Raw genomic sequence first — 11,406 nt, 5'->3', positions numbered from 1 at the left:
GGTCGCAGAACCATCTACCGGAGACCTCTTCAGTTGTCGATCACCGCCACGCCGGGACCTTCACCGGCCACCACGACTTATGAAACACGCCTTAGGCGACGCCTGCCTGGGAGCGCCAGAGCACCGTGCACGCCGCGGCCAGGGCCAGCCCGAGCAGCGGGGCGACACCCACCCCGGCGAGCGTGCAGGCCACCGCGAGCAGCGCCGGCGGCATCCAGCACCAGGCGGGCACGGTACGCGGAACACGACCGCCACGACGGGCCGCTGCTTCCACCGCCATCGGCACCACCAGCACCGGCAACGCGGCGGCCAGCAGCGTCAGCCAGGGCAGCACCAGACGGTCGAACCGCGCCACCGCCAGCATTCCCCCGAGCACCGCGACGAGCAGCATCGCCGCCCGCGCCGGCACGCGGGGAGCCAGGCCACGCAACGCCAGGGAACCGGAGTACGTGGTGGTCAGCGCCGCCGCGAAGACCGCCACCGCGACGAACAGATTCGCGTACGCGGCCAGCCCCGAGCCGGCGGCGAGCAGCGCGACCACGTCGGCCGAGCCGGTCCGCAGCCACAGGCCGGCCCCGGCCAGCACCCCGAGCAGCGCCGGCCCGACCAGCAGCCCCACGCACCAGGCCAGGTCCCGCCTTCGGGAAAGGCCCACGCTGAAGTCCGGTGCACGCAGCGCGAACACGGCCGCGTACCCGATCAACGCGGCGGCGTCGGCGAGCCCGCCGCCGGCGAGGCGGACCGGCGCACCGGGTGGTGGAAGCACCGTCAGGCACCAGCCGACCAGCACCACCGCGCTGAGCGTGGTGACCACCGCGACCCGGTTACCGAGCCGGGCCGGCGCCCAGGAGACGGCGAGGACCGCCACCTCCAGCAGCGCCGGCCCGGCCCAGCCGGGCAGGTGGGTCAGCGCGGCCAGCGAGGCCCCACCGAGCCCCACGTTGAACCCGTTCCACCCGACCATCGACACGGCCAGCACCGCCGCCAGCAGCAACCGCGAGGTGTCCCCCAGGTACGCGGGCAGCACCGCGGTCAACGTCCCGCCGTCGCCGAGCGGCCGGCGCAGCCCGATCCGGCCCTGCCCCCAGAGCAGGGCCGCCATCAGCGCCCCGCCGACCAGCAGCCCGGCAACCGGCACCGCGCCACCGTGTCGGGCGGCCATCGCCGCGCCGAGGACCAGCGTGGCGGGTGCGGTGCCGATGCCCAGCCACGCGCCGACCGCCGCCGGCCACCGCCGTTCGGGGCTGTCAGGCAACGTGGCGCAGGTAGCCGGCGATCGCGGCGTCGAGCACCTCCGCGCCCGGACGTGCCCACACCTCGGCGGAGAAGACCTCCACCTCGATCGGGCCGACGTAGCCGGCCGCGTCCACCGCCTCGCGGAGCCGACGCAGTTCGATGCAGCCGTCGCCGGGCAACGCCCGGCCGAGCAGCACCCCCTCCGGCAGCGGGGTCACCCAGTCGCACACCTGGAACGCGGCGATCCACTCGCCCGCGCGCGCGATCTGCGCGTACACCGTGTCGTCCCACCAGACGTGGTAGGCGTCGACCACCACGCCGACCACCGCCGGGTCGAACCGCTCGGCGATGTCCAACGCCTGGCCGAGGGTGGCGATCACGCACCGGTCGGCGACGAACATCGGGTGCAGCGGCTCGATGGCCAGCCGTACCCCGGCGGCCTCGGCGTGCGGCGCCAGCTCGCCGATCGCGTCGGCGACCCGACGCCGTGCGCCGTCGACGTCCCGGCTGCCGACCGGCAGCCCACCGGAGACCAGCACCAGCTCCGGGGCACCCAGGGCGGCGGCCTCCTCGATGGCCCGCAGGTTCTCCGCCCGCCAGCCGTCGGCGGAGAAGAACCCGCCCCGGCACAGCGACGTGACAGCGAGGCCGGCGTCGCGGACCAGCTTCGCCGATCGGGCCAACCCGTACTCGGCCACCGGCTCCCGCCACAGGCCGATGCCCGGCACGCCGGCCGCCACGCACCCGGCCACCACCTCGGGCAACGGCCAGCGCTGGGCGGTCGCCTGGTTGAACGAGAACCGCCGCAGCCCCTCGTCGCCAGCCCGCGGCGCTGCCGCACCCGCGAACCCGGCGCTCACTGCGCCACCCCCGCCACGGTGAACAGCGCTCGGGCGCGGGCGGCGGCCAGGTCGGCGTCGGGCAGTAGCCCGGCCGCGTCGGCCAGGGTGAGCAGGGTGGCCAGGTGTGCCGGGGACCGGCCGGACTGCGCGCCACCGACCATCGTGAAATGGTCCTGGTGCCCGGCCAGCCAGGCCAGGAACACGATCCCCGTCTTGTAGTGCCAGGTCGGTGCCGCGAACAGGTGCCGGGCCAGGGGCACTGTGGGCCCGAAGATCTCGTCGTACGCCGACAGGTCCCCCCGGTCCAGGGCGGCCAACGCGGCGGCGGCGGCCGGCGCGATGGCCGCGAACACCCCGAGCAGCGCGTCGGAGTGCCCCACCTCGTCGCCCCGGATCAGCTCCGGGTAGTGGAAGTCGTCACCGGTGTAAAGGCGTACCCCGGCCGGCAGGCGGCGGCGCAGCGCGATCTCCCGGTCGGCGTCCAGGAGCGACACCTTGATGCCGTCCACCGTGGACTGGTGCGCTTTGATCAGCTCGATCACCGTGTCGGCGGCCAGGTCCAGGTCGACCGCACCCCAGTAGCCGGTCAACGCCGGGTCGAACATCGGACCCAGCCAGTGCAGCACCACCGGTTCGTCGACGGCGCCGAGCAGCTCGTCGTACACCCGCAGGTAGTCCTGCGGGCCGCGTGCGGCGGCGGCCAGGTGCCGGCTGCACATCAGCACCGGTCGGGCCCCGGCGGCGCGGACGTCGTCGAGCTGCTCGGCGTACGCGGCGGTGACCGCCGCCAGGGTGGCCGGGCCGGCGGGCAGCTGGTCGGTGTTGACCCCGGCGACGATCCGCCCGCCGACCGCGCGGGCCTCGGCGGCGCTGCGTCGGATCAGCTCCCGGGTGGCCGGATAGTCCAGCCCCATCCCCCGCTGGGCCGTGTCCATCGCCTCGGCGACCCCGAGCCCGTACGACCAGAGATGCCGCCGGAAGGCGAGGGTGGTGTCCCAGTCCACCGTTGCCGGGGCCCCCGGCACGTTCTCCGCGCCCGGGTCGGCGACCACGTGCGCGGCGGCGTACGCGATCCGGCTGGTCGCCGGCGCGTCCGGTCGGGCGAAGCCGCCACCCCCGGCCAGCCGGTGCCGGCGTCCACCGGGCAGCACCACCTCGGCGGTCATGAGCGCAGCTCCGGCACCTCGACACGCGCGCCCTCGCGGGCCGAGCGCAGCCCCAGCTCGGCGAGCTGCACGCCGCGCGCGCCGGCCAGGAAGTCCCACCGGAACGGCTCGCCGGCCACCACGTGCCGCAGGTACGCCTCCCACTGCGCCTTGAAGCCGTTGTCGAACTCCTCGTTGTCGGGCACCTCGGCCCACTGGGCGCGGAAGTCCTCGGTGGCCGGCAGGTCCGGGTTCCACACCGGCTTCGGGGTGAGGGCCCGGTGCTGCACCCGGCAGTTGCGCAGGCCGGCGATCGCGCTGCCCTCGGTGCCGTCGACCTGGAACTCCACCAGCTCGTCGCGGTACACCCGCACCGCCCAGGAGGAGTTGATCTGCGCGATCACCCCGCCGTCGAGTTCGAAGATGCCGTACGCGGCGTCGTCGGCGGTGGCCGCGTACGGGTGACCGGCCTCGTCGACCCGTTCGGGCACGTGGGTGGCGGTCACGCAGGAGACGGCCGTGACCCGACCGAACAGCTCCTCCAGCACGTAGTGCCAGTGCGGGAACATGTCGACGACGATGCCGCCGCCGTCCTCGGTCCGGTAGTTCCACGACGGCCGCTGAGCGGGCTGCCAGTCGCCCTCGAAGACCCAGTACCCGAACTCGCCGCGCACCGAGAGGATCCGACCGAAGAAGCCGCCGTCGATGAGGCGCTTGAGCTTGCGCAGACCGGGCAGGAAGAGCTTGTCCTGCACCACACCGGTGCGGACGCCGGCCGCGTCCGCCGCCCGGGCCAGGTCGAGCGCGGCGGCGGTGTCCTCGGCGAGAGGCTTCTCCGTGTAGATGTGCTTGCCGGCCTCGATGGCCTGCCGGATCGCCTTCTCCCGCTGCTGGGTGACCTGCGCGTCGAAGTAGATCTCGACGTCGTCGCGGGCCAGCGCCGAGGTCAGGTCCGTGGTCCAGTCGGTCAGCCCGTGCCGCTCGGCGAGTTCCCGGAGCTTCGTCTCGTTACGCCCGACCAGGACCGGTTCCGGCCAGATGGTCGTGCCGTCGGCCAACGCCACACCACCGGATTCGCGGATGGCCAGCAGCGACCGGACGAGGTGCTGCCGGTAGCCCATCCGTCCGGTCACGCCGTTGACGATGATGCCGATCGACCTGCGGGTCATGGTGTTCCTTCCGTCGTGCTGGTCGTGCCGATCCGCGCTCAGTGGTTGGCGGCCGCGCTGCCGAGCAACCCACGCAGGTCGGTGGCGAGCCGGTCGAAGCGGGGATCCGACATCACCTGCGCGTAGTCGCGGTGCGCCGGCAGCTCGACCGGAAAGGTGCGGATGATCCGGCCGGGCCGGGGACTCATCACCACGACCCGGGTGCCGAGGAAGACCGCCTCGGCGATGGAGTGGGTGACCAGCACCACAGTGGTCCCGGTCTCGCGCCAGATCCGGTGCAGTTCGGCGTTCATCTGCTCCCGGGTCAGCGCGTCCAGGGCGCCGAACGGTTCGTCCATGAGCAGCACCGGCGGGGAGTGCAGCAGTGCGCGGCAGAGCGCCACGCGCTGCTGCATGCCGCCGGACAGCTCGTGTGGCAACGCCTTCTCGAAACCGGTGAGGCCGGTCATCTCGATCAGCTCGTCGGCGCGGCGGGCCGCCTGCGCCCGGTCCATGCCGCGCATCTCGGCCTGGAGCAGGATGTTGGCTCGGGCGCCGCGCCACTCCAGCAACGCGGCCTTCTGGAAGACGAAGCCGATCTCCTTCTGCGGGCCGCGCACCGGGCGCTCCAGCAGGGACACGTCACCGCTGGTCGGCTTGACCAACCCCGCGACGATCTTGAGGAGGGTGGACTTGCCACAGCCGGACGGGCCGACGATGGTAACGAACTCGCCCGGCTCGATGTCCAGCGACACGTCGTCCAACGCGGTGGTCTGCGTCCGCCGGGTGGTGAACCGGACGGTCAGCCCGGACATCCCGATGGCGGTGCCGGTGGCTGCCGGCGCGGCGGTCACCGGGTCACCCCTGCGCCGCGTACGAGGAGTCCCAGTACGCGTTGGGCGCTCCCGGGTCCTTCAACTCGGCATAGCGGGACATCAGGTCGATGGTCTCGCTCCACTGGGCCTCGGTGTTCACCCCGGGCGGGCCGTCCGCGCCGATCAGCGGCATGTTGAGCGTGAGCTGCTTGGTCAGCACCTCGGGCGCCGGCTCGTTCTCGGCCAGGGCCGCCATCGCGCTCACCGCGCCAGCCGGGTCCCGGGCGGCGTCGGCCCACGACTTCTGGGTGGCCTTGACGAACTTGCGGACCAGCTCCGGGTCCTTCTGCAGGGTCTGGGTGTTGGCGATCAGGCCGGTGCCGAGCAGGTTCATCCCGTAGTCGGCGAAGAGCAGCACGTCGACCTTCTTGCCGGTCTTGCTCTCGATCGTGGGCGTCTGGTCGTGGAAGAAGCCCATGATGGCGTCGACCTTGCCCTCGGCCAGAGCGGCGATCTTGCCGGCGGCGTCGACGTTGACCACCTTGACGTCGTCCTTCTTGAGGCCGTTCTTCTCCAGCCAGGCCGGGAAGGTCGCGTAGAGGGCGTCGCCGGGGGTGCCGCCGACGGTCTTGCCCTTGAGGTCGGCCGGGGTCTTGATGTTCTCCTCGGTGAAGAACTCCACCGAGGAGGGTCCCTTCTCCAGGTACGCGCCGAGGCTGCGCACCGGCATGCCGCTGGCCACCGATTTCAGCAGCACCGGGCTGTCGGCCCACCCGAAGTCGGTCTGCTTCTGGGCGACCTGCTTGACGGTGTTGCCGGAGCCGTTGCCGGGCAGGATCTTCAGGTCGATGCCCTCGGCGGAGTAGTAACCCTTCTGCAGGCCGTAGTAGAAGGGCGCGTGCTCGCCGTAGGGCACCCAGTTGAGGGTGAGGGTGACCTGCTTCTTGCCGTCCGCGCCGGTCTTGCCGGCGGGGTCGTCCCCACCGCAGCCGGTGGCGGCGAACAGCAGGGCGGCGGTGGCCAGGATGGTGGTGGCGGTGCGTTTCATCGGTGCCTCCGTGATGGGGTCGGTCAGGAGGTGGTGAGGGACACGCCGGCCCGGCGGCTGGCGTGCCACGGAATGAGCAGTGCCTCGGCGATCTCGACCAGGACGAACAGGACGATGCCGATGGCGGACATCAGGATCAGGTCGGCGAACAGCAGTGGGGCGTCGAGGTTGCCGTTGGCCAGCAACAGGACGTAGCCGAGCCCTTCGCTGGCGCCGACGAACTCACCGACCACGGCACCGACCACGGCGAGGGTGACGGCCACCTTCAGGCCGGCCATCAGGTGCGGCAACGCGTTCGGGAAGCGGATCTTGCGGAAGGTGCGCCACGGCCCGGCGCCCATCGTGGCGGCGAGGTCGAGCAGCTCCGGGTCGGTGGAGCGCAGCCCGGCCACGCCGGAGATGACCACCGGGAAGAACGCGATGAGCACCGCCAGGATGATCTTCGGGGTGAGGCCGAGGCCGAACCAGACCACCAGCAGCGGCGCGATGGCGATCTTCGGGATGACCTGTGCGAACAGGACGATCGGGTAGAGCGCCTTGTCCAGGGTGCGGGAGTAGGCGATGGCGACAGCGGTGACCAGACCCAGCGCGGCGGCGAGCACGAAGCCGAGCACTGTCTCGTAGAGGGTGACCAGGGTATGCCGGGCCAGCTCGGACCACTGGGTGGTCATCGTCTCCCAGACCTGGCCGGGGGTGGGCACCAGGTAGTTCGGGACGTACTCGCGGGCCGCCACGAACCACCAGGCGGCGAAGAAGACCGCGAGCACCAGCGCCGGGCGCCAGAGCGAGTCGGCGAAGGTCACCGCCCGACGAGCGAGCGTGGGACGCGGTGGTCGGCCGCCGCCGGGTGGTGGTGTCACCACAGAGGACAGAACCGCGCCGTCATGGGCCTGCGGCGCATCGGTGCCGCCGGGCCCGGCAGCGGCTGCTCGCGCACCGCCGGCCGGGTCGGCGGCGGCCTGCCGACCCACCGTGTCCAAAGAGTTCTCGGTCACGCGGAACCTCCTCGGGGCCCGGCACGACGCCCACGGAACGGGCCGGTCGACGGATCAGGCAAACGCTTTCCTGGAGCGTAGGCGGCCCCCTCACGCCGGGCAAGGCCTTTCCTCGATCTGTTTCCGCCGATGCCTGGAGCCTTCGACAGCCGTCCCGATGGGACGGTCAACCAGCCGCCGGGTAGGTGTCCAGGAGGCCGCACATGCCCAACCGGCCCCGCTCGACCGGCGCGTCCACCGCGTACACCCCGGCGTCGCCCAGGTGTCCCGGATCCCCTCGCTCCAGGGCGTCGAGCTGAGCGGCGGTGTCGGCGGCGGCGCGGCCCGCGCCGGCCTCCCACCGCTGCCGCCACCGCGCCAGCAACGGCTGGCGCAGGGCTGTCGCGGCGGCGTGGAACGCGGCCAACGCCGCCGGACCACCAGACCGCAGCGCCTGGAAGCCGGTCACCGCAAGATCCCGACGGCGGTACGCGACGCGCACGTCCGCCCCCGGCGCTCCCCCGTCGGGCAACGCCGCCGCCACGGCGTACGCGGCCGGATCGGCCAGCACCTCGGGTGGGAACGTCAACACCGCGTCGCCCGCCTCGGGCAGGCCGCTGTTCTGCATCAGGACCACGATGCTCAGCCCGCCGTCGTTCACCAGGCGGTGCACGGTGCCCGGCTCGAACCAGACCACCACCCCCGGCCGCAGCGGCGTCTCCCGATAGCCGGCCGTGGTCAGGGTCTGCACCACACCCTCGCCGTCGGTCACCACGTACCCCTCGGTGCAGCACAGGTGCACGTGCGGGGTGCCGCCGACCAGGCCGTCCGGGGCCGCCGTGTCGTAGACGCGCAGGCGGGACACCCCGACTCCGCCGGGCAGCGGCACCGGCCGATCACGCATCGAAGTACTCGTCCGTGTCGTCCGCTGCCGGCAGTGACACCAGCAGCACGGTGAGGTCGCCGATGGCCCGGTGCCGGCAGCCCGGCTTGATCAGGAACGCGGACATCGGCCGAGCGGGGTGACGGACGCCGTCCAGCTCGACCTCGCCCTCACCGGCGAGCACGACGTAGTACTCGGTGGCGACCCGGTGGTGGTGGGTCACCGCGTCCTGTACCTGGAGCAGATGCACGCTGGCCTGGCCCTCGCTCTCGGCGATGAAGCCCCGGCGGGTGGTCCCACACGAGCAGCGTCGGGCGGGAAGTTCGTCGAGTTGAAGTACCGCGAAGCGATCGGACACGGCCGGGCCTCCCTGCGGGAAAGGGCTTTCTCTGCGGTACGGTGACGCTAGCCGGCACGACGAAACGCCGTCAACAGATCGAGGGGGCGGGCCATGGCGACCCTGTCCGATGTGGCCCGCCGAGCGGGCGTCTCACCCGCCACCGCCTCCCGGGTCATCAACGGCAGCAGCAAGCCGGTCACCGACGAGCTGCGGGAGCGGGTGCTCGCCGCCGTCGCCGAGTTGCAGTACGTGCCGAACGCGCACGCCCAACTGCTGGCCCGCTCGCACCGCAGCGCGGTCGGTGTGATCGTGCACGACGTCTCCGACCCGTACTTCGCGGAGATCACCCGGGGGCTGCAACGGGTCGCCACCGACCAGGGCCGGCTGCTGATGATCTGCAACAGCTACCGGGACCCGGACCGCGAGTTGGAGTACGTGGAGCTGCTGCGCGGCCACCAGGTCGCGGCGCTGATCCTGGCCGGCTCGGGCTACCACGACGAGGCGTTCACCCGGCAGCTCAACGAGAAGCTCGCCGCGTACGAGGCCACCGGCGGGCGGGTGGCGGTGATCGGCCGGCACGAGCACTCCGGCGACGCGGTGATGCCGGACAACCGGACCGGCGGCTACCTCGCCGGGCGGGAGCTGTGCGGGTTGGGACACCGGGCGATCGGCGTGGTCGCCGGCCCGCGCATCCTGACCACCACCACCGACCGGCTCGCCGGCCTCCGGCAGGCCCTCACCGAGCAGGGTCGCGAGCTGCCCGAAGGGCGCATCCGGTACGCGGAGTTCGACCGCGACGGTGGTGCGGAGGCCACCGCCCGACTGCTCGACGCCGACCCGGAGCTGACCGCCGTCGTGGCGCTCAACGACTCGATGGCCATCGGCGCGCTCGCCACCCTGCGCGCGCGTGGGATGGCGGTGCCACAGCAGATCTCGGTGCTGGGTTTCGACGACATGCCGATCGCCCGGGACGTGACCCCGGCACTGACCACAGTGCGACTCCCTCTTGTCGACATGGGTGTGCGGGCGATGTCCCTGGTGCTCGGCGTCGAAGCCCCGACGCCCCGGGTCGAGGTGCTCCCCGCCGAGTTGGTCCGCCGCGACACCGCCGGTCCCGTCCCCCGGTCCACCCGCGCCACCGCGGGTTCCGCGCCACGCGCCCGCCGGGGTGACAGCACGTCGTGACCGGTGTCAGCCCGACCCAGCGGTCCCTCACGCGCGCCGACATGGCAGACCTGATCGCTGCGTCGTTCGGCCCACACACCCGGGTCCGCGACGCTGGTCCGCTGGCCGGCGGCGGGTACGCGACGGTCTGGGGGCGCTGCTTGACGACGAGCGTCGGGTGGTGGTGAAGCTGGCTCCGCCGGCCGGAACGCCGCTGCTGCGCTACGAGCGGGGGCTCTGCGCTGCCGAGGAGCGATACTTTCGACTCGTCGCGCAGCGGGCGCCTCAGGTGCCCGTCCCCCCGGTGCTCTGGTGCGGCGCCGACCCGGCGTACGGCGAGTGGTTGGTCACCGCGATGCTTCCCGGCCGGTCGCTGTCCGACCTGGCCGAGGCCGGTGTCGCCCTCGACGACGGCCCGGCGCGCCACGACCTCGGGGTGGCCCTCGCCGCGTTGCACGGGGTGACCGGTGAGCGGTTCGGATACGACGACGGCCGGGCCGGCGGACCGACCTGGCGGGCGGCGTTCACGGCGATGCTCGACGCGCTCCTGGCCGACGCGGCCGACTGGGACGTCCGACTGCCGGTGACCCCGGAGCAGCTGCACGCGCTGGTGGGCCGGCACGCCGACGTGCTCGACGAGGTACGCCGACCGGCGCTGCTGCACTTCGATTGCTGGGACGGCAACGTGCTGGCGGCACCCGACGCGGACGGCCGGTTGCGGCTGCGCGGCCTGGTGGACGGCGAGAGGTTCCTCTACGGCGACCCACTGCTGGACCTGGTCTCGCCGCTGCTCTTCCGACGCGTGGAGGACGAGCCGGAGCACCCCCTGATGCGCGGCTACCAGGCCGGTGCGTCCGAACCGTTGGTGCTGGACGCTTCGGCACGCCGCCGGCTCGGTCTCTACCGGTTGCACCTGTACCTGCTGATGACAGTGGAGATGCCCAGCCGCGGGATGACCGTGCACAGCCATCCCGGGCGGTCCGCCCGGCTGGCGACCCTGCTCGACGAGGAGCTGGCCGCGCTCGCCTCGGGCTGACCTCCCGGCGCGGGTGGCGTCCGGCGCATGGTCGGACGCCACCCGCCCTCGGTCAGGGCAGGTCGATCGGGCGCAGCACCCGGTCCACGGCGTGCGCGATCTGCCGGTTGCCCTTGTTGACGTCGTAGGAGACGACCCGGGCGTCACGGTCGTCGGTGTCGGCATCGACCAGCCGCACCTGGCGGAAGAAGTACAGGTAGGTGCGCACGTCGACCTCGACGGTCGAGCCGAGCGCGGTGGTCAGGTCCGTGCCGTCGGCCCGGACCGCCGTCTTGCGATCGATGGTGGCGCCCGGGACGACGTGGTAGAGCAGCACCGACTCGACGGTGTCGATGCCCAGTCCGGCCACGGCGGTGAAGGCGGCGCTCTCACTCGGCAACTTCTGGGCCTGCGTGATCTCGCGGACCAACTGCTGGAAGGCCGCGTCGGTGGGGATGAACGCGGTCAGCGCCACGGTGCCGTCGGTGAGCACCTTGACCGGAGAGTTCGGCTTGGCCTCCAGCACGGCCAGCACGGCGGCCGTCAGCACGTCGAAGTCCCGCGAGTTGCGGTCGAAACCGCTGGTGTCCTTCGTGAGCACCGCGGCGAGTGATTTCGTACCGAGCGGCTTGGCCTTGCCGGTCGCCTGAGCGGCCGGCACAGCGATGGCCGTGGTGGCCAGCGCGGTGGCCATGGCGCCCACCGCCATCCGGGCGGCGAGTCGTGCGATCTTCATCAGCGGGCCTTTCGTCGAAGCGACGGATCCGTGACGTCTCGTCACGACCCATGCCCCGCA

General features: G+C 72.6%; 12 protein-coding genes. 2 read left to right on the top strand and 10 right to left on the bottom strand.

From position 1 onward, the window contains the following. Window positions 1-91 precede the first annotated feature (91 nt). The 9 genes from ACIBEF_RS28275 to ACIBEF_RS28235 all read right to left on the bottom strand — a co-directional run bounded on the left by ACIBEF_RS28275 (window position 92) and on the right by ACIBEF_RS28235 (window position 8,449). Entirely contained in the window at window positions 92-1,255 is a 1,164-nt protein-coding gene (locus ACIBEF_RS28275; RefSeq protein WP_396796282.1) for a hypothetical protein, read from the bottom strand. After that, a complete protein-coding gene (locus ACIBEF_RS28270) occupies window positions 1,248-2,096 on the bottom strand; it encodes a sugar phosphate isomerase/epimerase family protein (protein ID WP_396796280.1) in 849 nt (282 codons plus the stop codon). Before ACIBEF_RS28270 ends, ACIBEF_RS28275 begins: the two co-directional genes overlap by 8 nt. Continuing rightward, window positions 2,093-3,244: a dihydrodipicolinate synthase family protein gene (locus ACIBEF_RS28265; protein WP_396796278.1), complete on the bottom strand. Its 1,152-nt coding sequence runs from the start codon at window positions 3,242-3,244 to the stop codon at window positions 2,093-2,095. The genes ACIBEF_RS28270 and ACIBEF_RS28265 overlap by 4 nt, the downstream gene beginning before the upstream one ends. Further along, window positions 3,241-4,392: a Gfo/Idh/MocA family protein gene (locus ACIBEF_RS28260; protein ID WP_396796276.1), complete on the bottom strand. Its 1,152-nt coding sequence runs from the start codon at window positions 4,390-4,392 to the stop codon at window positions 3,241-3,243. The genes ACIBEF_RS28265 and ACIBEF_RS28260 overlap by 4 nt, the downstream gene beginning before the upstream one ends. A gap of 38 nt (window positions 4,393-4,430) precedes the next feature. Then, the gene (locus ACIBEF_RS28255; RefSeq protein WP_387350869.1) at window positions 4,431-5,186 is read right to left on the bottom strand and encodes an ABC transporter ATP-binding protein; all 756 of its coding nucleotides are present in this window, start codon (window positions 5,184-5,186) and stop codon (window positions 4,431-4,433) included. 43 nt (window positions 5,187-5,229) lie between these two features. Then, complete coding sequence (locus tag ACIBEF_RS28250; protein WP_396796275.1) at window positions 5,230-6,234, bottom strand: ABC transporter substrate-binding protein; 1,005 nt, start codon at window positions 6,232-6,234, stop codon at window positions 5,230-5,232. 23 nt (window positions 6,235-6,257) lie between these two features. Then, the gene (locus tag ACIBEF_RS28245) at window positions 6,258-7,229 is read right to left on the bottom strand and encodes an ABC transporter permease (RefSeq protein WP_396796273.1); all 972 of its coding nucleotides are present in this window, start codon (window positions 7,227-7,229) and stop codon (window positions 6,258-6,260) included. A gap of 166 nt (window positions 7,230-7,395) precedes the next feature. After that, complete coding sequence (locus ACIBEF_RS28240; protein ID WP_396796272.1) at window positions 7,396-8,112, bottom strand: cupin domain-containing protein; 717 nt, start codon at window positions 8,110-8,112, stop codon at window positions 7,396-7,398. Next, complete coding sequence (locus ACIBEF_RS28235) at window positions 8,105-8,449, bottom strand: cupin domain-containing protein (RefSeq protein ID WP_396796271.1); 345 nt, start codon at window positions 8,447-8,449, stop codon at window positions 8,105-8,107. Before ACIBEF_RS28235 ends, ACIBEF_RS28240 begins: the two co-directional genes overlap by 8 nt. Window positions 8,450-8,542: 93 nt before the next feature. Here ACIBEF_RS28235 and ACIBEF_RS28230 point away from each other — a divergent pair, with 93 nt between their 5' ends. Next, a complete protein-coding gene (locus ACIBEF_RS28230; protein WP_396796269.1) occupies window positions 8,543-9,616 on the top strand; it encodes a LacI family DNA-binding transcriptional regulator in 1,074 nt (357 codons plus the stop codon). Window positions 9,617-9,773: 157 nt separating this feature from the next. Further along, complete coding sequence (locus ACIBEF_RS28225; protein WP_396796267.1) at window positions 9,774-10,631, top strand: phosphotransferase family protein; 858 nt, start codon at window positions 9,774-9,776, stop codon at window positions 10,629-10,631. A gap of 52 nt (window positions 10,632-10,683) precedes the next feature. Here ACIBEF_RS28225 and ACIBEF_RS28220 read toward each other — a convergent pair whose 3' ends face one another. Next, window positions 10,684-11,346 (bottom strand): fasciclin domain-containing protein, encoded by a 663-nt coding sequence (locus ACIBEF_RS28220; protein ID WP_355006748.1) that lies wholly within the window; start codon window positions 11,344-11,346, stop codon window positions 10,684-10,686. Between the last annotated feature and the right edge of the window lie 60 nt (window positions 11,347-11,406).

The organism is Micromonospora sp. NPDC050795 (genome assembly GCF_044456785.1).
Taxonomy (GTDB): domain Bacteria; phylum Actinomycetota; class Actinomycetes; order Mycobacteriales; family Micromonosporaceae; genus Micromonospora.
The sequence above is the reverse complement of the archived record's forward strand: the minus strand, read 5'-3'. Positions and strand labels throughout refer to the sequence as shown.

Excerpts from the sequence above, each read along its gene's own strand:
- ACIBEF_RS28240 (WP_396796272.1), bottom strand. The coding sequence starts at position 8,112 with ATGCGTGATCGGCCGGTGCCGCTGCCCGGCGGAGTCGGGGTGTCCCGC.
- ACIBEF_RS28265 (WP_396796278.1), bottom strand. The coding sequence starts at position 3,244 with ATGACCGCCGAGGTGGTGCTGCCCGGTGGACGCCGGCACCGGCTGGCC.
- ACIBEF_RS28255 (WP_387350869.1), bottom strand. The coding sequence starts at position 5,186 with ATGTCCGGGCTGACCGTCCGGTTCACCACCCGGCGGACGCAGACCACC.
- ACIBEF_RS28220 (WP_355006748.1), bottom strand. The coding sequence starts at position 11,346 with ATGAAGATCGCACGACTCGCCGCCCGGATGGCGGTGGGCGCCATGGCC.
- ACIBEF_RS28250 (WP_396796275.1), bottom strand. The coding sequence starts at position 6,234 with ATGAAACGCACCGCCACCACCATCCTGGCCACCGCCGCCCTGCTGTTC.
- ACIBEF_RS28260 (WP_396796276.1), bottom strand. The coding sequence starts at position 4,392 with ATGACCCGCAGGTCGATCGGCATCATCGTCAACGGCGTGACCGGACGG.
- ACIBEF_RS28230 (WP_396796269.1), top strand. The coding sequence starts at position 8,543 with ATGGCGACCCTGTCCGATGTGGCCCGCCGAGCGGGCGTCTCACCCGCC.